The organism is Streptomyces sp. NPDC001880 (genome assembly GCF_053594575.1).
Genome location: NZ_JBSFET010000027.1, coordinates 14,843 through 35,529 on the forward strand (window position 1 = coordinate 14,843; position 20,687 = coordinate 35,529).

General features: G+C 70.4%; 20 protein-coding genes, 2 tRNA genes and 3 pseudogenes. 7 read left to right on the top strand and 18 right to left on the bottom strand.

What is annotated here, in order from left to right:
• Positions 1–172 precede the first annotated feature (172 nt).
• Together ACWCQ6_RS17445 and ACWCQ6_RS17450 are read left to right on the top strand one after the other, a co-directional pair.
• Complete coding sequence (locus tag ACWCQ6_RS17445; RefSeq protein WP_451090041.1) at positions 173–844, top strand: SigE family RNA polymerase sigma factor; 672 nt, start codon at positions 173–175, stop codon at positions 842–844.
• A 116-nt stretch (positions 845–960) separates the two neighbouring features.
• Positions 961–1,131, top strand: a pseudogene (locus tag ACWCQ6_RS17450) (AMP-binding enzyme); the annotation flags it as partial.
• Between the two features lie 98 nt (positions 1,132–1,229).
• Here ACWCQ6_RS17450 and ACWCQ6_RS17455 read toward each other — a convergent pair.
• Together ACWCQ6_RS17455 and ACWCQ6_RS17460 are read right to left on the bottom strand one after the other, a co-directional pair.
• Positions 1,230–5,066, bottom strand: coding sequence for a PAS domain-containing protein (locus tag ACWCQ6_RS17455; protein WP_451090043.1), 3,837 nt, complete (start codon positions 5,064–5,066; stop codon positions 1,230–1,232).
• A 180-nt stretch (positions 5,067–5,246) separates the two neighbouring features.
• Positions 5,247–5,696 (bottom strand): SSI family serine proteinase inhibitor, encoded by a 450-nt coding sequence (locus tag ACWCQ6_RS17460; RefSeq protein ID WP_451090045.1) that lies wholly within the window; start codon positions 5,694–5,696, stop codon positions 5,247–5,249.
• Between the two features lie 227 nt (positions 5,697–5,923).
• On the opposite strand from ACWCQ6_RS17460, the gene ACWCQ6_RS17465 reads away from it, so the two are divergent.
• Both ACWCQ6_RS17465 and ACWCQ6_RS17470 read left to right on the top strand, forming a co-directional pair.
• A tRNA-Ser gene (locus tag ACWCQ6_RS17465) sits at positions 5,924–6,014 on the top strand.
• Positions 6,015–6,789: 775 nt separating this feature from the next.
• Positions 6,790–6,862: transfer RNA gene (locus tag ACWCQ6_RS17470), tRNA-Arg, on the top strand.
• Between the two features lie 102 nt (positions 6,863–6,964).
• Here the strand turns inward: ACWCQ6_RS17470 and ACWCQ6_RS17475 are convergent.
• From ACWCQ6_RS17475 to ACWCQ6_RS17505, 7 genes are all read right to left on the bottom strand, one after another.
• Positions 6,965–8,248, bottom strand: a complete 1,284-nt coding sequence (locus ACWCQ6_RS17475) for a site-specific integrase (RefSeq protein WP_451090047.1) — start codon at positions 8,246–8,248, stop codon at positions 6,965–6,967.
• Entirely contained in the window at positions 8,248–8,430 is a 183-nt protein-coding gene (locus ACWCQ6_RS17480) for a helix-turn-helix domain-containing protein (protein ID WP_381052822.1), read from the bottom strand. Before ACWCQ6_RS17480 ends, ACWCQ6_RS17475 begins: the two co-directional genes overlap by 1 nt.
• Positions 8,427–9,884 (bottom strand): replication initiator, encoded by a 1,458-nt coding sequence (locus ACWCQ6_RS17485; RefSeq protein ID WP_451090050.1) that lies wholly within the window; start codon positions 9,882–9,884, stop codon positions 8,427–8,429. The genes ACWCQ6_RS17480 and ACWCQ6_RS17485 overlap by 4 nt, the downstream gene beginning before the upstream one ends.
• 124 nt (positions 9,885–10,008) lie before the next feature.
• A complete protein-coding gene (locus ACWCQ6_RS17490; protein WP_451090052.1) occupies positions 10,009–10,770 on the bottom strand; it encodes a DUF2637 domain-containing protein in 762 nt (253 codons plus the stop codon).
• A 48-nt stretch (positions 10,771–10,818) separates the two neighbouring features.
• Complete coding sequence (locus tag ACWCQ6_RS17495) at positions 10,819–10,992, bottom strand: hypothetical protein (RefSeq protein WP_451090054.1); 174 nt, start codon at positions 10,990–10,992, stop codon at positions 10,819–10,821.
• Positions 10,993–11,005: 13 nt separating this feature from the next.
• On the bottom strand, positions 11,006–12,418 hold the full coding sequence (locus ACWCQ6_RS17500; RefSeq protein WP_451090056.1) for an FtsK/SpoIIIE domain-containing protein: 1,413 nt from the start codon (positions 12,416–12,418) through the stop codon (positions 11,006–11,008).
• A gap of 162 nt (positions 12,419–12,580) precedes the next feature.
• Positions 12,581–12,967: a hypothetical protein gene (locus tag ACWCQ6_RS17505; RefSeq protein ID WP_164356621.1), complete on the bottom strand. Its 387-nt coding sequence runs from the start codon at positions 12,965–12,967 to the stop codon at positions 12,581–12,583.
• A gap of 159 nt (positions 12,968–13,126) precedes the next feature.
• Between ACWCQ6_RS17505 and ACWCQ6_RS17510 the strand changes: the two genes are divergently transcribed.
• Positions 13,127–13,570: a GntR family transcriptional regulator gene (locus ACWCQ6_RS17510; protein WP_451090058.1), complete on the top strand. Its 444-nt coding sequence runs from the start codon at positions 13,127–13,129 to the stop codon at positions 13,568–13,570.
• 1,150 nt (positions 13,571–14,720) lie between these two features.
• On the opposite strand, the gene ACWCQ6_RS17515 is transcribed toward ACWCQ6_RS17510, so the two are convergent.
• The 6 genes from ACWCQ6_RS17515 to ACWCQ6_RS17540 all read right to left on the bottom strand — a co-directional run bounded on the left by ACWCQ6_RS17515 (position 14,721) and on the right by ACWCQ6_RS17540 (position 17,684).
• On the bottom strand, positions 14,721–15,587 hold the full coding sequence (locus tag ACWCQ6_RS17515) for a GNAT family N-acetyltransferase (RefSeq protein WP_451090060.1): 867 nt from the start codon (positions 15,585–15,587) through the stop codon (positions 14,721–14,723).
• An 88-nt stretch (positions 15,588–15,675) separates the two neighbouring features.
• Complete coding sequence (locus tag ACWCQ6_RS17520) at positions 15,676–15,840, bottom strand: hypothetical protein (protein ID WP_162952559.1); 165 nt, start codon at positions 15,838–15,840, stop codon at positions 15,676–15,678.
• Complete coding sequence (locus tag ACWCQ6_RS17525; protein WP_451090062.1) at positions 15,837–16,961, bottom strand: radical SAM protein; 1,125 nt, start codon at positions 16,959–16,961, stop codon at positions 15,837–15,839. The genes ACWCQ6_RS17520 and ACWCQ6_RS17525 overlap by 4 nt, the downstream gene beginning before the upstream one ends.
• Positions 16,946–17,167: a hypothetical protein gene (locus ACWCQ6_RS17530; RefSeq protein WP_451090064.1), complete on the bottom strand. Its 222-nt coding sequence runs from the start codon at positions 17,165–17,167 to the stop codon at positions 16,946–16,948. The genes ACWCQ6_RS17525 and ACWCQ6_RS17530 overlap by 16 nt, the downstream gene beginning before the upstream one ends.
• Complete coding sequence (locus ACWCQ6_RS17535; protein ID WP_451090066.1) at positions 17,155–17,484, bottom strand: hypothetical protein; 330 nt, start codon at positions 17,482–17,484, stop codon at positions 17,155–17,157. The genes ACWCQ6_RS17530 and ACWCQ6_RS17535 overlap by 13 nt, the downstream gene beginning before the upstream one ends.
• Positions 17,484–17,684: a hypothetical protein gene (locus ACWCQ6_RS17540; protein WP_184931167.1), complete on the bottom strand. Its 201-nt coding sequence runs from the start codon at positions 17,682–17,684 to the stop codon at positions 17,484–17,486. The genes ACWCQ6_RS17535 and ACWCQ6_RS17540 overlap by 1 nt, the downstream gene beginning before the upstream one ends.
• Before the next feature lie 123 nt (positions 17,685–17,807).
• Between ACWCQ6_RS17540 and ACWCQ6_RS17545 the strand changes: the two genes are divergently transcribed.
• Entirely contained in the window at positions 17,808–19,154 is a 1,347-nt protein-coding gene (locus tag ACWCQ6_RS17545; protein ID WP_451090068.1) for a hypothetical protein, read from the top strand.
• Here the strand turns inward: ACWCQ6_RS17545 and ACWCQ6_RS17550 are convergent.
• Complete coding sequence (locus ACWCQ6_RS17550) at positions 19,132–19,665, bottom strand: NUDIX hydrolase (RefSeq protein WP_329199248.1); 534 nt, start codon at positions 19,663–19,665, stop codon at positions 19,132–19,134. The two genes, ACWCQ6_RS17545 and ACWCQ6_RS17550, sit on opposite strands and share 23 nt — an antisense overlap.
• Positions 19,666–19,808: 143 nt before the next feature.
• Between ACWCQ6_RS17550 and ACWCQ6_RS17555 the strand changes: the two are divergent.
• A pseudogene (locus ACWCQ6_RS17555) lies at positions 19,809–20,024 on the top strand (IS30 family transposase); the annotation flags it as partial.
• Between the two features lie 91 nt (positions 20,025–20,115).
• Here the strand turns inward: ACWCQ6_RS17555 and ACWCQ6_RS17560 are convergent.
• Positions 20,116–20,250 (bottom strand): hypothetical protein, encoded by a 135-nt coding sequence (locus tag ACWCQ6_RS17560; RefSeq protein WP_398538917.1) that lies wholly within the window; start codon positions 20,248–20,250, stop codon positions 20,116–20,118.
• Positions 20,251–20,294: 44 nt separating this feature from the next.
• Positions 20,295–20,590: pseudogene (locus ACWCQ6_RS17565) on the bottom strand (NUDIX hydrolase); the annotation flags it as partial.
• Between the last annotated feature and the right edge of the window lie 97 nt (positions 20,591–20,687).

The window sequence follows — 20,687 nt, forward strand, 5'->3', positions numbered from 1 at the left end:
CCGGGAGCGGCGTCCCCGGCCGGGCGCGAGGTCAGGGGGCGCCCCTGAGCCCCGAGGGCGAGGACTCCACCTACAGGAGGTGGAGCAGCCCCTACCCCTACACCCTGAGGCGGACGCGGTTTCGGGACCTGGGGCCGATCCCCGGAGCTGTGCCCGCTTCTAGCGTGGAGCCATGACCACGCCAGTCTGCACGGGCAGCTCCGGGGGAGCCGCCAGCACCGGACACGCGCCGCACGCGCCGCACCCGGGACAGATGTCGCACACCCTGCACACCACAGGGCACGGATCACCCGGCCAGCACGGAGCGTACGGCGCACGCCCCGCGTACGCCTCGCGGACTCCGTACGCCGCATATACGTCGTTCTCCTCCTTCGTCAGGGCGAGAGGGCCGGTGCTGCTGCGCGCCGCGCGCTCGCTCACCGCCAACCCGAGCGACGCCGAGGACCTGCTGCAGACCGCGCTCACCAAGACCTACGTCGCCTGGGAGCGGATCGAGGACCACCGGGCGCTCGACGGCTATGTCCGCCGGGCCCTGCTGAACACCCGGACCTCGCAGTGGCGCAAGCGCAAGGTCGACGAGTTCGCCTGCGACGAGCTGCCCGAGCAGGAGGCCGTCCCCGGTCCCGACCCGGCCGAGCAGCAGTCGCTGCACGACGCGATGTGGCGTGCCGTGCTGAAGCTGCCGGACCGCCAGCGGGCGATGGTCGTCCTGCGCTACTACGAGGACCTGAGCGAGGCCCAGACGGCCGAGGTGCTCGGGGTCTCCGTCGGCACGGTGAAGAGCGCGGTGTCGCGGGCGCTCGGCAAGCTCAGGGAGGACCCGGAGCTCGCTCCGGTGCGGTGACCACCGGCGGTGCCGCCGTGGCGACCAGGCGTGATTTTGCCGACCGACACCGATTCGTACTCCCGGAACCAGTCACATACCAGCCGGTATGTGAGCAGAATCGGCGCAACCCTGCTGCAGCGGTCGTCGCCGTCCCGGACGAGAAGTGCGGCGAGCGCCCGCCGGCGACCGTGGTCCGCAAGGGCGGCGCGAGCGTCGGCTACGAGGAGCTGAAGGACTTCCTCGCCACGTCCGGCATCGCCAAGTGGCAGCTGCCGGAGCGCTGGACGGTCATTCCGGCCGTTCCGGACCCGCTCCGGTCCGAGGCCGGTGGAGACCACGAGGGCGGTACGGGAGTCGTCCCGTACCGCCCTCGTCGTTGCCGCGTCCCGGTTCGTCCCGTGTCTCAGTTCGTACCGATCTTCGCGAGCAGATCGACGATGCGCGACTGGACCTCTTCGCTCGTGGACCGCTCGGCCAGGAAGAGCACGGTCTCGCCCGAGCTGAGCTTCGGCAGCTCCGACCCGTTCATGTCGGCGGAGGTGTAGACGACCAACGGGGTCCGGTTCAACTGACCGTTCGCACGCAGCCAGTCGACGATCCCGGCCCGGCGGCGGCGCACCTGCATCAGGTCCATCACCACCAGATTGGGCCGCATCCGGGTGGCGAGCGACACCGCCTCGCTGTCGGTGGAAGCCCGCGCCACCTGCATGCCGCGGCGTTCCAGGGTCTCCGTCAGCGCCAGCGCGATCTCCTCGTGCTCCTCGATCAGCAGTACCCGGGGCGGATGCTGCTCGCTGTCGCGCGGGGCGAGCGCCTTGAGGAGCACGGCGGGGTCGGCACCGTACGCCGCCTCCCGCGAGGCCTGCCCGAGCCCGGCCGTCACCAGCACCGGAACCTCGGCCGCCACCGCCGCCTGACGCAGCGACTGCAGGGCCTTGCGGGTGATCGGGCCGGTCAGCGGATCGACGAAGAGCGCGGCCGGGAACGCCGCGATCTGGGCGTCCACCTCCTCGCGCGAGTGCACGATCACCGGCCGGTAGCCGCGGTCGCTCAGCGCCTGCTGGGTGGAGACGTCCGGCGCGGGCCAGACGAGCAGCCGGCGCGGGTTGTCCAGCGGCTCCGGGGGCAGCTCGTCGTCGACCGGCTGCGGCGACGGACGGTTGGCGACCTCGACCGCGCCACCCGGACCGTCCAGCGGCTCCGGCCCCTCGGCGCCCTCGTCGGGCGCCCCTATCGCGTACGCGCGTCCCTCGGCCTCCGGCGCGGAGCGCCGCTGCCCCGACCCCTGGCCCGGGATCTGGGCCGGGGCGGACGGGGACGGCGTGGCCTGAGGGGTGCGCTCGTCCTCCGGCGGCGAGGCGAGCTTGCGGCGCCGCCCGGCACCGCCGAGCGTCTGGTTCTGCTGGTGCGCGAGGTGCTGCGCGAAGGGCACGCCCTGCCCGAGCGTCCGCACGCTGAACGCGCGCCCCTGCGTCGAGTCCGAGGAACCGCCGGGCATCGGCGCCTCCTCCGGCAGCGGCTGCCGACGCGTGTCCGCCACGGGGGAGACGTCCTGCGGGTGGCCTTCCGCGCTCTCCGGGGAGCCCGGGACGGCCGCGGTGCCGGTGGCGTGCGTGGTCGGTCCGGCCGTGGGCCGGTCCGTACCGTCGCCGGGCAGTTCCTCGGCCCGCTCGCCCGGGACGGCGGGCGCCTCGGGCCCACCGGGCTGCTCGGGCGCCTCGGAGTGCCGGGCCCGGCGACGGCCGGTCGGCAGGGGATGTGCCTGGGGCGGTGTGTGGTCCTCGCCCGGCGCGATGCGTACGGCGTCATGGCGGCCCGGCAGCGAGGCGTCCGCCTCGGCCGCCGCGTCGGACGCCGGGGACCGGTCGGCCTCCGCGGGCGGGAGCGCGAAGGCGCTACGGGGCCCTGCGGGCTCGGCCGGGGCGGTCCGCTCCTGCGTGGCCGCCAGCGCCCGCCGGGCCCGCCGCCCGGCCGGCTGGGCCGCCTGCGCGGGTCCGGAGCCGTCTGTGGGCTGCGGGCCCCCCTCGGAGCCGGTGGCGGGAGCCGGCAGGGCCAGCTGGTTCTCGGCGCCCTGACGCGCACGGTGTCCACCCGCGGGCACCGGCACCGGCATCTGTCCCTCCGGCGGAACGCCCTGCGGCGGCACGGTCTGGCCGAGCTGCGGCCTGCCACTGCCGCCCTGCGCGCCCTCGGCCGCCGTCACCACGGCCCCCTCGGACGCCGCTGCGGCCGCGGGCAGCGCCAAGGCCTGCCCGGCGCCCTGTCCCTGCGCCTGCGCGGGGAGCTGGACGCCGGCCTCGGCCGGACTCGGCCGCCCTCGCCTGCGTCCCGAACCGCCCTGAGTGTCCTGCGCCCCCGGCACCGCTCGTTCGTCCTGCGCACCGGGCTCACGGCGCGCCCGCCGCCGACCGGTCGGCGCGCCCGCCGCCGTGTCACCGGACCCGTCAGCCGCCCCGGAGCCGCCCACCGGGCTCTCCAGGAACGCATCCGTGGACGCCCGGCGCGCCCGCCGCCGCCCGCCGCCCGGCTGCTGCCCGGCCGTCTCGGGCCCGGGAGCGGGCTGCGCACCGGACTCCGGCTCCGGCTCGGACGCGGGCGCCGTCACCGTGCCCGAACCCGCGCCCAACGGCACTTCGAGCACATACGCGCTGCTGCTCGTCCCCGGCACCTCGTGCGTCTGGAGCACGCCGCCGTGCGCCCGCACGATCCCGCGCACGATCGGCTCGTGCACCGGGTCTCCCCCGGAGAACGGTCCGCGCACCTCGATCCGTACGACCTCGCCGCGCTGCGCCGCCGCGACGACCACGGTGGAGTCGACATGCCCGCCGCCGGGCGCCACCCGGGCCTTGCCGGTCGAGTCGACCCCGGCGACGTCCGCGACCAGATGGGCGAGCGCGGTCACCAGCCGGGCCGCGTCCACCTCGGCCTCGATCGGCGGCGCGTGCACGGCGAACTGGGCGCGCCCGGGACCGATCAGCTCGACGGCCGCGTCGATACCGGCCGTCACGACCGAGTCCAGCAGCACGTTCGCCTTGACCAGCTTCTCGGAGCCGGCGTCCAGGCGCTGGTAGCCGAGCACGTTGTCGACGAGGGTGGTCATCCGGGCGTAGCCCGCGGCCAGGTGGTGCAGGATCTGGTTCGCCTCGGGCCACAGCTGCCCGGCCGGGTCGGCGGCGAGCGTGGAGAGTTCGCTGCGCAGCTCCTCCAGCGGGCCGCGCAGCGATTCGCCGAGCACGGCGGTGAGCTGGGTGTGCCGGGCGGTCAGCGCCGCCAGGAGGTCGGCCTGCGCCTCCAGCTCGGCCGCGTACCGCTCGGTCCGGTCGGCCAGTTCTGTGCTGTGCCGTTCCGTCAGTTCGGCGAGCTCGGCGGTGTGGCCCTCGGTCAGTTCGGCGACCTCGACCCGGTGCTGCGCACCGAGCTCCTCGTACGGCCTGCGGTCGGTGAACGTCATGACGGCGCCCACCAGCTGGTCGCCGTCCCGGACCGGTGCGGTGGTCAGATCGACCGGTACCTGCGCGCCGCTCTTCGACCACAGCACCTGACCGCGCACCCGGTGCTTGCGCCCGGACCTGAGGGTGTCGGCGAGCGGCGACTCCTCGTACGGGAACGGCTCGCCCGCCGCCCGCGAGTGCAGGATCAGCGGATGCAGCTCCTGGCCGCCCAGATCGCTGGCGCGGAAGCCGAGGATCTGCGCGGCCGCGGGGTTGACCAGAACGACCCGGCCCTCGGTGTCCGTACCGACCACGCCTTCGGCCGCGGCCCGCAGGATCATCTCGGTCTGCCGCTGGGAGCGGGCCAGTTCGGCCTCGGTGTCCACGGTGCCCGACAGATCCCGTACGACGAGCATCAGCAGCTCGTCGCCCGTGTAGCTGCCGCTGTAGGAGCTCTGGAAATCGTTGTACGCAGCCTGCCCGTCCTCCAGGCCGGCGCTGGTGACCTCGACGGGGTACTCGGTGCCGTCGGTCCGCCGCGCGGTCATCCGGGTCGGCTTCGTACGGCCGCGGTTGTCGCCGGCCTCGGGGCGGCGCATCGACCCCGGGATGAGCTTGGAGTCGAACTCGGGCAACAGGTCGAGGAGCCCGCGACCGACGAGCGCGGTGCCCGGCGTCTCGAACATTTCGAGGGCGATGGTGTTGGCGTTGACGACCGTGCCGTTGCAGTTGACGAGCAGCAGCCCGTCGGGGAGTGCATCGAGTATGGCTGCGAGGCGAGCAGCGCCCCGGGATGGCCTGCTGCTCACGACGACGCTTCCTCCCTGATTACCGCACCTTGCCGACAGCGGGCCCCATCTTGCCCTCCGGGCCGCGGCCTGTCACTGGAGGAGTCTAAAGGCAGCGAAGGAACAAGGGGCTGCGGATGAGGGGGAGCTCTCACCAAGGTTCTGTGCATACGGCGTACGACTCCGTCCGGGCCGGCCAGGTCAGCCGACGTTCGGCAGCACCGGCTGCTGGTTGTTCCAGCGGGAGATCTCGCAGCCGTTGGTCCGGCTGAAGACCGTGTCGACGCGCCGTCCCTGCCAGGTCCCGGTGACCCGGGCGGTGGCCGGGCCCCCGAACTGCTGGGTGCACAGCGCGTCCTCGGGCACCGGGGCGAACGGGTCCGCGCCCTCGCCCGCCAGCTCGTCCAGCCGGCCGCAGGCCTGTTCCGCCATCGGGTGACTGCCCCCCGCCGGTCCGCACCGCAATTCGAAGATTCCGTCGGCCGCGGGGGTCTCCGAGCCCGAGACCGTGATCGTCAGCCGGGTGGGGGTGTCGTCCTGCAGCACGGGCCTCGGCAGCGGGAGGGGTCCGGTGGCCGCGGTCGCGGCGGGTGCGGCGGCGGACAGCGCGGCGAGGGACGCGACGGCGGTGAGGGCGAGTCGGCGCAGCATGCGGGCTCCTGTGCTCGTGCACTCGGCGGAGTGGCGGTGGAACGGACGGAAGGACGGGAGGGCGACGCCTCCTCATCACTAACGCTCCGCACGCCGCGACGTTGCGCAACCGCAGACGCTTTGCCCTCGCGCCCGCCTGCCTAGTACCGTAGGCGTCGATTGGTGACGCACCGCTCAACTGTGTCATCATCTGCACGCACCACTCGCGCTCGCGCGGGGTGTGCACTGGAGGCGTCGCCTAGTCCGGTCTATGGCGCCGCACTGCTAATGCGGTTTGGGTCTTAAAGCCCATCGAGGGTTCAAATCCCTCCGCCTCCGCTCTCCGACCAGGGAGTTCAGCCCGTCTCGGCTGAACTCCCTGAGTCGTTTCCAGGGCCGTTTCGGTGACCGGGGCGGGCTGCTCGAAGCTGCCGTTGGCCAGGGCAGCCCGGAGCGGAGCAGCGGGTGTGGACAAGGTTCTTCCCTTCAGGTCGACGCCACTGGAACGCGCCGCCGTCCGGCCGCGCATCTGCGCGCCGCGGCGGAGCCAGGACACCCCGTAGCGCAGTGCATCCAGGTGATCGCGTAAAGCGATGAGCCGGGTGGTTCGGCCAACCCCGTACGGGAGGTTTGCGGAACGCGCCTGCGGACGACTCCCGCCGCACGGTCACCCGTGCCGCCGCCGGTGCGCCGCGTCCGTCGCACACGCCTCCCGGTTCTCACCAGCCCGCCCCGTCATGGCCAAAAGCCCCCGCTGCGTCTCCCGCGCCCACCCCTGCTCAGGGTGAATCGGTCACCATCGGAGTTGACGCTCCCGGCGCCGCGGCGGCGACCGCGTGAACGTCCGTGGAGATGAGGGCCGCTGGCGCGCGTCCCGGGCCTCGCCCGTCGGCGCATCGTCGTTCCCGCCCGCAGGCGCGGGGCTTCGGCCGCATCCGGACCCGAGCCGTCCGGCGGCCGTCCCGCACCGGCGCGGCGACACTCCCACCCAACCGCCGATCATGGTGTTTCCACAGGTCGGGGCGGGTTTGGTTAATGGATTTCGCGCTACGGCGCAGGTCATGTAATGTTGTTCTCGCAACGCCGACCGGGGAGAAAAACCCGGGAAGCACAAGCACTCGTAGCTTAACGGATAGAGCATCTGACTACGGATCAGAAGGTTGCAGGTTCGAATCCTGCCGAGTGCACAACAGGCAAGAGGCCCCCAGGAGAAATCCTGAGGGCCTCTGTCGTATGTCGTGACGGCAGTGATTGACGGCAACCGCGCCGAAGAGCCGATGCCGGATCGATTAGACGGCTACGAGGACACCGGCCGCGCCGTCGTCATCGTCCGGCCCGTTGCCGTCACCCCTCAGCGCGTCCCCGACGCGGTCGAAGGCGGAGCGCTGGGAGTCCAGCCGCACGAAGGTGTAGATGTCCATGGTCACGCGGATCGAGCTATGGCCCAGAACTTCCATGATCATGCGGGCGTCGGCGCCCTGTTCGTGGAGCAGGGACGCGCACGTGTGGCGCAGGTCGTGGAAGCGGACCTTGCGGACGCCGGCACGGGCGGACAGGGCTTCGAAGGACCGGTTCAGGTTGCGGGGCTCTATGGGTGTCCCGTTCTTCGTGGTGAAGACGAGGCCCTTCCCCGTCCCCTTCCAGTTGTGACCCGCAGCCTTCTGGTCGGCGATCTGCTGGGCGCGCTGGGCACGGAACGCGGTCACGCATTCGGCCGGCAGCGCCACGCGCCGGGCCGAGCGCTGAGTCTTCGGTGCGACGATCAGCAACTCGCCGCCCACGCGCTGAAGAGCCTGCCGGACGGTCAGAACCCCCTCGTGGAGATCCACGTCCGACCAGCGCAGGCCCAGCAGCTCGCCCCGCCGGAGGCCGATGCGAACCGCCAGCTCGTACGCGGCCCAGAGCCGGTTCTCCCGGGCCGCCGTCAGGAGCCGACGCCCTTCCGCGGCGGTGAGCGGTTCGATCTCGCGCTTGGTGCCCATGCTCAGCTCTACGTTCCGGGCCACGTTGCGGGGCAGCTCGTCCTCCCGTACGGCGTGCTGGAGAGCGGCACGCAGGATTACCAGCAGGAAGCGGACGGTCCGGTCCGAGGGGAGCTTCTTGCAGCACTTGCCGAGGGCGCAGCAGCGTCGCTTGTGCTCCGGCCGCTTCTTGTCCTTCCCCTGTGCGCAGCACTGGCAGGTGGCTGCCGTCTTCACGAGGAAGGCGCGGATGTCACGGGCGGCGAGCCGGACCAGCTTCTTCTTGCCGAACTCCGGGGTGACGTAGTTCCGGACGAGGGATTCGTAGTTGACGTAGGTCGTCGGGCGGACCTTGGTCCTGGCGACGCTCGCCAGCCAGTACGCCAGGTACTCGGCGATCGTCATCTTGTTGGTGGCCACCGGAAGGCCGCTGAGCGAGTCGGCCTTGAGCTTGGTCAGCTTCTCGTGCGCCTCGTCCCAGCTCTTGCCGTAGACGCTGCGCCGCTTGTAGGTGCCGTCCGTCGTCAGGACGTACGCGCTGCCCTCCCAGCGGCCGTCCTTGCGCTGGTAGATGGTGCCCTCGTTGTTGGCGTTCTTCTTCGGCTTGGCCATCAGGCGGCTTCCTGTTCGGTGCGGAGGGATACGTAGGCGTCCAGCGCGGCTTCGCTGATGCGGCGACAGCGGCCGATCTTGAAAGAGGCGAGTTCGCGGGAGCGGATCAGGTCGTGGACCTTCCAGCGGCTGATGCCGAGGTGCTCGGCGACCTGGTCCACGGTGAGCACGGCGGTCGTCATGCAGGCTCCAGCCCTTCGTGCTTGAGGCGTTGGGCCTGGCTGATGTCGTGGCGGGTCTGGTTGGCGAGGAGTTCTTCGCCGGGGCGGTAGCCGGAGGCGAGGTAGGCCCACGAGGACTCCGTGACGAGCACGGTGTCCGGGCCGGGGGCGGGGCGGTCGGCGCGGACACGGGCAACGTCGGCCTGGGCGAGGCGCCAGGCGCGGCGGACGTCGCGCAGGGCGCCGAGGGTGGTGGAGTAGGCGCGGGACTTGGTGGAGAAGTGGCCGCGGAAGCCGAGCATGTGGGCCCACTTGCAGAGCTTGAGGTCCGCGAACTCGGGCAGGCCGCCGAGGTCCCAGGCGGTGCGGATCATCTGCCGCACGTGCTGGTGGACGGGCAGGTCCCGCAGGGGTTCGGCCTGGCGGGTGCCTTCGCAGTCGGGGCACAACTCCCGGATTCGGCCGCCGACCGTGCCACGGCCGGAGCAGGTCCGGCAGACCAGCGAACGGTCAACCGTTCCGGAGTCCTCGGCACTCTTGGTGGCGTACTTGGCGATGTAGCCCGCCACCGCCTTGTCAGTCAGTTCGCCGTCGCCGAGCGCGGTGATCTCGTCCACCTTGAACCTCTTGCCCCAGCCGATTTCGCGGTCCCCCACGGTGTCGGAGACAACGGTCAGGGTGGTCCGCTTCAGCGCGGGCTTGATCGCGCGGAGGAGGTGGTCTGCGCTGGCCCAGGCCGGCGGGGGGCTGGTGTGGCCGTCAGGGCCGTCGAAGCGGATGACGGCGTGGAAGTGGACCAGGCCGCGCTGCTGGTACTCGGCGACCTTCGCGAAGGAGATCCGCAGGGCCGCGTTCATGTCCTTCTGCGTGATGCCGAAGTTTGCGGCGAGGGTGCGGCGGAGGTTGAGGGCGAAGCGTGCCCAAAGAGCGCTTGCGTGGGCGTTCCAGAGCACGGCGCCGGTGTAGTCGTACGTCTTCGGGCTCAGAGGGGTGCCGAGTTCGGGGGCGCTGTCGGGGTGTCGGGTACCGCAGCGGCAGGGCTGGGGCTTGCCGTCCTTGGTGGTGGTTCGGTTGTGGACGGGGCCGAAGGAGGGGGCGGTGAGGGTCAGGAAGACCCTGGGGTGCGTGCGGATGGTTTCGGGGACGTTCTTGCCGCCGGAGAGTCCGGCGCGGACGAGGTGGTAGGTGTCGGCGGCGTAGAGGCGGGAGCAGGTGGGGCAACGGGAGGCGCGGCGGTTGCCGCAGGTGGTCAGGAGCCGTCCGGTGGGTTCGTCGCTGGTGGAGTACGAGCGGATCGTCTCGCCGGTGGTGTGGTCGCGGGTGGTGGTGTGGCCGACGAGGTTGATCGGTCGGGTGCAGCCGCGCAGGCGGGTGATCTGCTCGCGGGTGCGGTCGAAGTCGCCGCGGTTGGCCAGTTCGATCAGGTCCCGGACAGCGGGGCTGATCACGTGCCGCAGGTCGAGGTCGCGGGGCATCGGCAGGGATCCTTTCCGCTGATGGAGGCCCCGGGCAGCACCGAGTCGGAACCAGGTGCTGCCCGAGGGCATGACGGGTCAGGCCCAGGAGGCCAAGAGGAGATGCCGGAAGGCCGGCGGAGGGTCAGGCCGTCAGTGCCGCGTATGCGGCGGTGGCCAAGGGGAGGCTGACGCCGAGACGGGCCTTGAGTTGCGGCAGAGTGATGGGCTGGCTGGTAGCAGCGCGGTGGGCGTCGGCAATCTCGCGGGCGGCGTCCAGCAGAGCCGGGGCCACCTTGACGGCCGGATGCGGCACAGCGACAGGAGCGGGGGCCGGGGGCGCCGCAGGTTCGGACACGGAAACCGGTTCAGGAGCAGGCTCCGGGATGAGGGCGGCTCCGACATCGGCTGGAGCGTCCTCCGGTACGGACTCCGGGTTCGATGCCGGGTCGGCCACGGGAGCCGGGGTCGGGAGCACAGTCGGTGTGGTGGCGGGGTCCGCGGTGGTGACGGCGTGGAAGTGGCGCAGCAGCGCGGGGCCGACGGCACCCCAGCCGAGGAGGAGCAGCGGGGCCACGGCGTCTACGCAGGCGCGGCCGTAGTGCCCGGCGATGACGGGTTCGGCGATGTTGAGGGCGAGGGTGAAGAAGCCGGAGGTGTGCATCAGCCGGTTCGCGCCCTTGAGGTCTTCGGCGGCCACGCCGCGCAGGGACAGGTACCGCAGGGCGACCAGGAGGCCGAGGACGGACAGGTCCACCATCGGCGCGATCAGGGGCGCGACCGGGTCGGGGACACCCAGGCGCAGGGCCAGGCTCCAGACGTTGCCGAAGGAGAACACGAAGGCCAGCAGGGCGATGACTGCCATGACCACGGTCACGGTGCGCTGAGTGATCCGGTCTTCTGACATGAAGGGATTCACCTCCTTCCAGGGGGAGTTGGGGCCGAGGCCGACGGGTCAGCTTGCGCGGACGAGTTCGGCCCTGCGGGCGACGTTCGGACCGAGGTAGGTCTCCAGGACCTGGCGTTCGTGGGTGTTGGCGATGCGGTAGGCGGCGATGCCTATCCGCGCGGCGCGGTCAAGGTCCCCGGTAGTGATGGCCTCGCGCATGTGTCGGATGTAGATCCGCATGGAGGGGCGCATCTCAGGCCGCCTCCGCCGGGGGCTCGGGGTCCTCCTTGTTGAGGTCCACGCCCGTGCGGTGGATCAGGTCTTCCAGGAGCTTGGCCGGGTGGCGAACGAGGTGGGTGGTCTGTTCGGCGACGCGGGCGGCGTCCCGGTCGGCGACGTAGGGGGTGCGGATGCGAACGAAGCCGGGGCGGCCGTGCTGGGACATGACCGCGACACCGACGTAGGCGGGGTCCTGGAGGTTGACCGGGCTGGCGTCGGGCCACTCGCGGATGTTGTCACCGAGCGCGGCCACGGCGGCGTCGCCGGTCTTCTGCGCGAATGACAGCCCGACCGGGCACACGTCGCGGATGAAGGTGGGGATCGCGTCTCCGGTGGTCTTCTGCGTGGTCAGCAGGGTCAGGAAGCCGACCGAGCGGCCCTTCTTCACCAGGTCCTCCACCAGGCGGGCGTTCTCCGCCGCGAGCGCGGCCAGCTTCTTGGTAGCCGGGTCGGAGCCCTTGTAGTCGCGGAAGTAGGTGTGGGCCTCGTCGATGACGATGACGATGAGCGGCCAGTCCTCCGAGGGACCGACGTGCCACATGTTCTTCACGCCCAACACGCGGCGGATGGACGCGGAGCGGACGCGGCGCAGCTGTACGAGTTCCTTCAGCTTCCTGTTCGCCTCCTCCAGATCGTCCCCGCAGAACTCGAACGCGCGCTGCACGAGGTCGGCGTAGTCGCCCTCGTAGGCGTGGGAGACCTTTCCGTCGAAGAAGACGAACTGGATGGCCGGTGAGGGCGCCCAGTCACACACCAGCCGGTTCACGCATGACGTCTTCCCGAAGCCCGGCAATCCGCCCATGGCCACCCCGGGGACCTCCTTCAGGGGCACGACCACGGGCAAGCCGAACTCGTCCACCCCGAGCGCCCACACCGCGTACTCCTCCGGCGGGCGGCCGTTGGGCACATGAACGCTCGGCGTGATCAGCGGATCCACCCGCACCCCGCGCAGCGTGACCTGTCCGGGCTTGTCACCCGGCAACACGGACACGCGGGCCATGCGCCAGGCGTCCGCCAGATAGGGAGCGGCCTTCTGGAACTCCGCCAGACCCACCTTCGGCAGGCAGGTTGCCCCAGCCATCACCCCGAAGGCGTCCGGGGTGACCTTCAGAGCCGGGACCAGGACGCGGGGCTTGGGTTCCTTGCCGTCCGAGGTCGCGAGCGAGGCCAGGGCGGTCGGCATCTTGTCCGTGACCGACAGCCCGCACATCCGCGCCAGCCGCTTCCAGCCCCAACGGATCCGTATCGCCTGCCGGATGCTGATCCGCTCCATCGGCGACGCCCGCAGGTAGCGGATCACCCAGACCACGGCCAACAGGGTGAGCAGTCCGAGCCCGAGCCACACCGCTGCACGGAGCCAGCCGAAGGCTTCGTTGAGTTCGTTCACCGGTCTTCCTTCGTTCCGTTCGAGAGATCGCGCCGCACCTGGCGCGTGGGGAAGGCAAAGGCAGGGGGCGCAGGGCCCCCAGGACGGCGGCAGCCTCGTCGATGAAGATCATGAGCGGACGGCTACCATCCGGGGTCTCACCCCGGCACGCGGGGAGCGACGTCACGCCGCAGCACCCTCGGGCCCGGTCGTCTCTTGCGGCATAGCAGGGGCGTCGACCAGCTCCAGTGCCGCGCAGCGGTAGGCCACGCCCTCCTGGAGCTGGTCGTTGAAGATCCGCGCCCACGGGCTCGCGAAGAGGTCCACCGGGCGGACGAACCGGCCCGGGTGCAGACCGTTGGGCAGACCGGTCTGCGGAACGGTCACCTTCAGTGCCTCAGCGCGCTCGCCCTCCATCACGAAGAGCGTCAGGGTGCACAGCGGCGCACCGGTCTCGAAGTCCACCGCGCGGATGCCGTTCTCCTGGTCCTTCCACTTCGGCACTGCCGGTGTGCCGGTCATGACGTTCGTGGTGGGGAGCACGTGCACACGGATAACGGTCCTGGCCATGGCGCATAAGCCCTTTCAGTCGGGTTCGTGACCAGTGATCCGGCCACACCCAGAGGTAACCACAACGCCTGGGTGTACTGCAACACCCAGGCGTTAGAGGAGTCCTGCTATCCATGCGTTCCGTAGGTATGACAGAGGCTGCGGCCGTATCCTGCGGGCATGACGCTGCCCCTCGAAGACGACTCCCGCCCGCCCTACGTCCAGGTGGCCGACTATCTGCGGCGCCAGATCCAGAGCGGCGAGCTAGGGCCTGGCGACAAGGTGCCGTCCTCGCGGGAGCTGCAAGAGAAGTTCGGGCTCGCCAGCGCCACAGTGCAGAACGCGTTCCGGCTACTCAAGAGCGAAGGGTTGATCTACAGCGTCCAAGGGCGAGGCAGCTTCATTCGCCGCCCCGCCCTTGAGTCCGACGCGGCCGCGGAGGGGGCAAGGGGAACCTCCCTGGCCGGCGACGCCGCCGGTTCAACCGCCGATGCGCGGTACGTCCGCCTTTCTCAAGAGGTTGCAGACCTTCGACGTGACGTCGCTTCCATGCGTGAAACGCTTGTTGAAGCGCTTGAGCTCATTCAGTGGCTGAAGGATCAAACGCTTGGCGAAGACGCTTAATCTCGCGCGTCACCTGTTGCATGAGCGCGGCGAGGTCGGCCACTTCGGCCGCGAGGAGTGTCACGTTCGCGTCCAGCGCTGATATCTCCGACTCGTTCACTGTTCCCCGTCCATCGCCGCGCCGTTCATTCGGTCCGTCCCGCAGAACCCCTCGATGGCCCGCCCTGGTGAAGCGCGCGTGCACCATCCGGCACCTTCCCCGGAAGCCTGCTGCGATCGGGCATCTCGCCACAACCCCGCGACCCGCCGGGCGGGAGAGGCTGTCAAAATCCCTTGGCGCGTCCCGTCATGTGGGCGGCAGTACCGCAGAGCAGTTCCGCCTCCCGGGAAGCCGTCAGCCACTGTGAGGGTCTCGCAACCGGATCCCGCGTGACCATGCATATATGTGGCGTGGGTCACATTTCTCATTCTCTGTGTACGTAGGCCCCGGAACCGCCGGCACGAGCCGCACGCAATCAGCGAAAGCGGACACCCCATCAGAACGCGCATTCCCGCACCTCTCCAGCGGCCCCGCTCGGCTGCATTCCTGTGGACAACTTCCAGCAGAAACATCAAACGGCCGGGAGCCTGTGGATAGATTCCGGCGATCTCGCGATCAGACCAGGGTGAAACATGACAAAACAGCCCACTTCCTGCCGGCCGAAGCAGCCGAAGGGGCGAGCTGTCCAAAGTTTCTTTACTGGATCAAGGCGGCCCGCTGGCGCGGGCCGCGCGGCGCGGCGGCCTGAGGCCGCCGCTGGCTCCATGTCTCCGCCACCGCCCGCGACGGCCCCACCCGCTCGCGCCGCAAAAGCCCGAGAAGCGGGCAGTCAGACCCGTGAAGAACCCCGACAACTGCCCCACGGCGAGCACTGCCAGAGGGAGCGGGACGCTTGCCAAGTCCGTACCGGCCACCGCGGATTGCCGGTCAACCAGTCGTGACCCGGCGATCGGCCTCCCGCCCATCAGGCGAGGTTGGCGGCAGCGCTCAGGCTGCAACGTGGCCGAGACCGTGACGCACTGGGGAAGCGTGGCCGGGGCCGGTGGGTGGTTGCTGGAGGCACACGTGGCGGGTGCTTGTTCGGCGCACCCACCGTCGTGGCTGACTTTCTGTGGCTGAGGTCGCCAACGGCACGGGTCAGCCGACCAGAGAAGGTGGCGCGGTCCGGAGCTATGCGGACATGGCGTAGGTGAAGCCGAGGGAGGTGAGTCCTTCGGCCTGGCACAGCCGGTCGGAGGGTCCGCCGATCTCGGTCTGGAGGAGTTGGTAGGCGGCGCCGTGGGACTGGCCCCAGTGCATGGCTGCCCGCCACAGGACGCGTCCCAGGCCCTGGCCTCGGGCCTCGGGGAGGACGGCAAAGTACTGGGGCATGAGTTGGGGGCATCCAATGGCGTCGGGCTGGATCTCCATGGGGCCGATCGCGCCCACGATGCGGCCCTCGACGGCGGCGGCGAGAACCGGGCCGCACCGGCCGGCCTGCATTTGGGCGTGGAGGAAGGCCAGGCCATCGCCCGCCATGGCCTCGGCGAACGGGGCGAAGGTCTCCTGCACGGCGGCCGACCAGGCGGTGACGGACCGGACCGGGCCGTCCGGGGCGGGGCAGGGGCGGACGGTGAAGTCCTTCAGCTGGATGCGGGTGCCACGCGGGTGTGCGGTCTCGGGACCGAGAGGGCGTACGACCCGGGCGCCCGCCACGTCGTGCGTGGAGGCGAGCTTCGCGGCCAGCTCGGCGGCCTCATCCACGACGGTGTCGCGAAGCCCGTAGGCGAAGACCTTCACAGTGCCGCGTCCACGCCGACTCAGGGTGGGGATGAGAGTGTGCTCGGGCTGGTGAACCACGTCCTCGCGGAGGACTTTCTCGTCCTTCTCGCCGCCCCAGCGCCGGTCCTTGTCGTAGGGCAGGAAGTCACCCGTGTCGGCCGCTCGCAGGATGTCCTCGAACACGCTGACGGTCAGGGCATCGGGGTGGATGGGACCGAGAGTCGGCACGATCGGCACTGTTAGTTGGGGCTGGAGCCAGTCCCAGCGGAAGAACATGAGCGGCACCCTAGCGATGGGACGGGCAGGGCTCAGGCCCCGACGCGAGTACGCCGGGGCCTGAACAGAGTTGACCGGATCGTGTCGGTCAGTGGGGGTTGTCGTCACCGGCGTCGCAGGAGCACTCCGCGCTCTCCACGATCACGTCGAGGTCCTGGACGGCGGTGATCGACGCGGTCGCGACGGGCGGGGCGGCGCGGCGGGCCGAGGCCGGCGGGCCGGGGAGGATGGTCACCGGTACGGGCGGGGTCATGAGGCGTTCTCCTTGTCTCCGTGCTGGCAGTAGCTGTGCAGCGGCGCCTTGGCCTCCTGGTAGTGCTTGGCCAGGGGGCGGCAGACCCGGCAGGTGCCGGACAGGGCGCAGCCCTCGCACCCACCGGTGCGAAGCATGAGGCGGTCGGCGATGGCGCCGAGCCGAGTGAGGCCGTCGATGCCTTCAGCCAACAGGTCGATCTGATCGTCGCGGCCGACCTTGCAGATCGAGACCTTGGCGTGCGGGTCGGCGTGGAAGAAGGTGTGTCCCGCGTTGCAGCCGGCGAACGGCTTGCGCTGCCGCAGGTGGGCAGCGGACTGGGCGAGCAGCGGCTCACCGCCGCCGTAGATCGTGGGCGTCATGTTCGTGTACGCGTGGTTCTCGACGTTCCACTCCTCGGCGAGGGCGGCCATCTCGCCAGCCTCGGAGGCGTTGTCCTCGGTCACCACGACGTTGATCCGCAGCGGCAGCCCCGCCTCGCGCGCGGCGTCCATGCCGCGCCGGAACGCCTTCCACGCGCCACGGCGCTGGGTGAGTGTGTCGAAGGACTCCTCGCTCGCCCCGTACATGCTGACCACCAGCCGGTACGGCGGGCAGTCGCGGAAGAGCTTCAGGAGGTCCGGCCGCCAGAGCAGTGAGCCGTTCGTGGAGATGGTGAGCATCATCCCGGCCTGCCAGGCGTACCGGTAGGCGCCCTGGAAGTGAGGATCCATGGTGGGCTCGCCGCCGGTAATCTGGAGCCAGAGGACGCCAGCCTCATGCATGATGTCCAGCAGTTGCACCTTGTCCTCCCAGCCGAGGCCGGAGAACGGGCGCTCGCCGAGGTAGCAGTGCTTGCAGCCGAAGTTACAGCCGAGGTTGATCTCCCAGGAGGCCCGGCAGTAGCCGTACGGGGACGGCTCGCGCACCAGCACGGTGCCCTGCGCGGTCTGGCCACCCAGGTCCAGACCCCACACGTCGGAGGCGGTCTGCACCGCCCAGGTGGGAAGCGACTCACCGTCGGCGGCGGCCTGGCGCAGGCCCTCGAAGTGGTCGGCGGAGATTCGGGCGCCGGCCCTTGCTCCCGGCTTGAGGAGAAGGTGTCCGTCGAGGAACGGGGAAGCGATCAGAGCGTGGGCCATCGGTGGCCCTCCTTCCGGATCACGGAGCGGGACAGCACACGGGACTCCTGGCGGTCGGCGTGGCAGTAGATCTCGCCCAGGCCGTTGCAGGTGCCGCAGGTCTTGCCGGACGAGTTGGCGCCGCTGCCACCGCAGTCCCCGCACTGTTCGTTGCGAGGCGAGCGAGGGCGCCGGGGCTTGTGCGGGCTCGCGATCAGCCGGGGCACGAGACCTCCTCCAGGGCGTCCTCCCAGGTGTGCTGTTTGGCGTGGTCGGCGAACAGACAGCAGCCTTCGCCGTCGGGCCCCGGGGCGGTCACCGGGCAGTCCGGCAGTACGACGAGTTCCGCCTTGTCCGTCCCGTGCCAGCGGAGCCACAGCGCAGTCCCGTATGCGCCGGCATCGGTGAGGAGACCGAAGTGCTCACCCCCGTCGTGCGCGGACAGCTGGCACTGCACGGCCCTGTCGATGTACGGGGCGGTCGACTTCTCCCGCGCTTCGCGTGCCAGGTCGAGGGGCACCCGGCGCCAGTGCGCGCACCGCATCACGACACCATCCGGAAGGACGCGACGGCGTTCCGGGCCTGCTGCGAGCACCGGGGGCAGACGCACGGCGGGTAGCGGCCCGGGTTCTCCGGGACCACCGGGTCCTCGCCCACGCGTACCTCCGTGAGAGGCCCCCACGTCTGGCCGGAGTCGCGGGAGACCCGCAAAGTCATCCGTACGTCGTCCTGTCCGTTCGCCATGTCCAGGAGCATCGCGATTCGTGGGACCGGCCAGAAAGGCCAAGCGGATTACCCAACTTGGGTAACATCACCCTCGGTTGACCAAGTGCAGCGATCCGTAGTCCTCATGCCGGAGCGTGCCCGATGCCCGAGCCATCTCGCTCGAAGGAACTCCCGGTCGGCCTGCTCACGGACCCAGTGATGATCGAGGCATGCCAGGCCAGAGACTTCGGCCGCATCTTTCAGCTGGTCAAGGCACGAGCAGGCATCTATCCGTCGATGGTCGCGCGTCGCTGCGACCTGACCCCGAGCCGCGTGGGCGAGGTGATCGCCGGACGGCGGCAGCTGCTGCACATGGACGTGATCGAACGGATCTCAGACGGACTGCGCATCCCCGGGCACATGCTCGGACTTGCTCGACGCTCCTGGGAGACGCCGCCCAGCCTGACGGTCACGCCCCGCGAACCGGCCGAGGTGCCAGCCTCAGCCGTCGAACCGCTTGTCGCTGGACTGCCCGGGGCGGACGTCGACAGCATCCTCGCCCTGGCGGCCGAGCGGGATCTCAGCGCGTCGACGCTGGACGCGTTGCACTCGTCGATCGCGGACTACTGGCGCCGGGACGACGAGCACGGCGGCGAGACCTTACGGCCGGCGGTCGTCGGACAGCTCCGCTACGTCGTCGATCTCCTCAAGGAGCAGCGTCCGGCTCCTCTTCGGGACGGCCTACACAGCATCGCGGCCGAGCTGGCCCGGCTCACCGGGTGGACCTACTTCGATGCCCGCCAGTACAACCAGGCGCGCGCCTACTTCACCGAATCCCTCGGTCTGGCCAAGGCCATCGACGATCGCCAGTTCATGGCCAACGTCCTCGCCTGCATGAGCCTCCAGGCCACCTACCAGGACAAGCCCGGCGACGCCCTCGCACTGGTCACGGCTGCCCAGGACCAGGCCCGAACGGCCGCGGGGACGACACCGCGCGTGCTGGCCATGCTCGCGATGCGCGAAGCCTTCGCCCACGCCACCCTCGGCAACCACGGCGCGACCCACACCGCGATCTCGGAAGCCCACACCCACTTCGGACGGATCGGCACCGGCGATCCGGACCCGGCCTGGGTCGCCTACTTCGACGAACCGAAGCTGATCGTGGACACCGGCATCGCGCACGGCCGCCTGGGCGAAGCCGCCCTCGCCGAACCCCTCATCGCGGACGCCCTCCGCCGAGAACACCAGACGAACCACCGAGGCCGCGCCTTCCACGCCTTCTGGCTCGCCCGCACCCAACTCCAGCGCGGCAAACTCGACGAGGCGTGCCACACGGCCATGGACGCCCTGGCCCCGGCGGCGGCCGTCAGCTCGCAACGAGTCGCCGGCCACCTCCGGGAGTTCTACGAGCAGCTGGAGCCCTTCCGCCGGGAACCGGCCGCGGTGGCGTTCGAGTCCCGGCTCCGGGAAGTGCTGCCCCGCCAGATCAGCGGATTGCCTCGTCCATGAGCACGTAGAGCAGCCCGACCAGGGAGCCACTGCTGACGATCTCGCGACGGTCGATCATGCCCCGGACATCGGCCAGCGGGACCCACTCGATCCGGTCCGACTCGTTCTTCTCGGTCGGCGGGCCCTCGTACGTTGCCCCGTCGGCCCGGAAGACGTGGTGTTGAGAGTCGGTGATGCCGTTCGCCGGCTCGGCGTAGATCAGCGACTTGATCGGGCCGGGGCGCCAGCCGGTCTCCTCCAGCACCTCACGGGCCGCTGCATCAGCCGGCGTCTCGCCTTCTTCGACCAGGCCCATGGGCAGCTCCCATGCCCAGGCGTCGGTGATGAAGCGGTGCCGCCACATCATCAGAACCTCGCGCCGCTCGTTGACCACGGCGGCCACGGCCAGGTGCCGGAGCTTGACGACGTGGTGCTCCCAGCGATTCCCGTCCGGCGTCTCGACGTCGGTGAGCCACAGGTTCACCCAGCTGTTCTCGTAGATCGGACGTTCCCCGTGGATCTTCCACTGCATCGCTGCGGCCCCTCTCGATCGACCTCCAGGGTCTCAGACCGAGCCAGCGGGGGACGTACGTTCAGGCCTTTTCGCGTCAACTTGACGAGATGAAGCTGCACTTGGACCACAGTGCGCGAGGAGTGAGCCGCCTCCAGGGCTTCTACTTCTGCGACCCGGCCAGCCCCTGGCAGCGCGGTTCCAACGAGAACACGAACGGCCTGCTGCGGCAGTACTTCCCCAAGGGCACCGACCTCGCGGTCCACACCCGTGACCATCTGGCCGCCGTCGCCGCCGAACTCAACGGCCGCCCACGCAAAACGCTCGACTGGGAAACCCCAGCCGAGCGCCTCGCTAAGTTCCTGGCCACAGCCAGTTGATCATCTGTGTTGCAACGACCCCTGGAATCCGCCCATCGTCCAGGGGGCCTCTGGCATCAGCGGATGACATCAACGTCCACGGCCGAGCCGATCAGGCGGCGGAATCTTCCTCGGCCTGCTGTCCCTCGTCCGGGTCGATGTCGTCCAGCCCCAGGGCGTCGCTCATCCGATCCGCAGCCGCCCGCAGGGTCGTCTGCATGACGTGGGCGTAGGTGTCGAGGGTCATAGTGATCGTGCTGTGCCCGAGCGTCTCCACGATGACTCGGGCGTGCCGGGGCGCCAGCCCGTTTCCTCCAGGACCTCACGGGCCGCAGCCTCCTCCGGAGTCTCGCCTTCTTCGACCAGGCCCATGGGCAGCTCCCACGCCCACGAGTCTGTGATGAAGCGGTGCCGCCACATCATCAGGACCTCTTGGCGGTCGTGGATCACGGCGGCCACGGCCAGGTGCCGCAGGCGAACAACGTGGTATTCTCACCTGCGCCGTCAGGCTGCTGGACGTCGACCAGACACAGACTCACCCACTTGTTCGGGTAGATCTGACGCTCACCGTGCGTCTTCCACTCCAGTCACCTTGACGAGATGTCCGTCGGGATCGGCCGCTTGCATCGCGACTCCCTGCTCTCACCCGCTCCGTGGTCTCGGCGGACTCCGCACGGTTGCGGG

Coding starts and splice junctions, on each gene's coding strand:
- ACWCQ6_RS17550 (WP_329199248.1), bottom strand. CDS start 19,665: ATGCAGTGGAAGATCCACGGGGAACGTCCGATCTACGAGAACAGCTGG.
- ACWCQ6_RS17525 (WP_451090062.1), bottom strand. CDS start 16,961: ATGGCCCACGCTCTGATCGCTTCCCCGTTCCTCGACGGACACCTTCTC.
- ACWCQ6_RS17545 (WP_451090068.1), top strand. CDS start 17,808: ATGCCCGAGCCATCTCGCTCGAAGGAACTCCCGGTCGGCCTGCTCACG.
- ACWCQ6_RS17485 (WP_451090050.1), bottom strand. CDS start 9,884: ATGCCCCGCGACCTCGACCTGCGGCACGTGATCAGCCCCGCTGTCCGG.
- ACWCQ6_RS17520 (WP_162952559.1), bottom strand. CDS start 15,840: ATGACCCCGCCCGTACCGGTGACCATCCTCCCCGGCCCGCCGGCCTCG.
- ACWCQ6_RS17560 (WP_398538917.1), bottom strand. CDS start 20,250: ATGACCCTCGACACCTACGCCCACGTCATGCAGACGACCCTGCGGGCG.
- ACWCQ6_RS17480 (WP_381052822.1), bottom strand. CDS start 8,430: ATGACGACCGCCGTGCTCACCGTGGACCAGGTCGCCGAGCACCTCGGC.
- ACWCQ6_RS17445 (WP_451090041.1), top strand. CDS start 173: ATGACCACGCCAGTCTGCACGGGCAGCTCCGGGGGAGCCGCCAGCACC.
- ACWCQ6_RS17490 (WP_451090052.1), bottom strand. CDS start 10,770: ATGTCAGAAGACCGGATCACTCAGCGCACCGTGACCGTGGTCATGGCA.
- ACWCQ6_RS17535 (WP_451090066.1), bottom strand. CDS start 17,484: ATGCGGTGCGCGCACTGGCGCCGGGTGCCCCTCGACCTGGCACGCGAA.
- ACWCQ6_RS17475 (WP_451090047.1), bottom strand. CDS start 8,248: ATGGCCAAGCCGAAGAAGAACGCCAACAACGAGGGCACCATCTACCAG.
- ACWCQ6_RS17540 (WP_184931167.1), bottom strand. CDS start 17,684: ATGGCGAACGGACAGGACGACGTACGGATGACTTTGCGGGTCTCCCGC.
- ACWCQ6_RS17495 (WP_451090054.1), bottom strand. CDS start 10,992: ATGCGGATCTACATCCGACACATGCGCGAGGCCATCACTACCGGGGAC.
- ACWCQ6_RS17515 (WP_451090060.1), bottom strand. CDS start 15,587: ATGTTCTTCCGCTGGGACTGGCTCCAGCCCCAACTAACAGTGCCGATC.
- ACWCQ6_RS17460 (WP_451090045.1), bottom strand. CDS start 5,696: ATGCTGCGCCGACTCGCCCTCACCGCCGTCGCGTCCCTCGCCGCGCTG.
- ACWCQ6_RS17505 (WP_164356621.1), bottom strand. CDS start 12,967: ATGGCCAGGACCGTTATCCGTGTGCACGTGCTCCCCACCACGAACGTC.
- ACWCQ6_RS17510 (WP_451090058.1), top strand. CDS start 13,127: ATGACGCTGCCCCTCGAAGACGACTCCCGCCCGCCCTACGTCCAGGTG.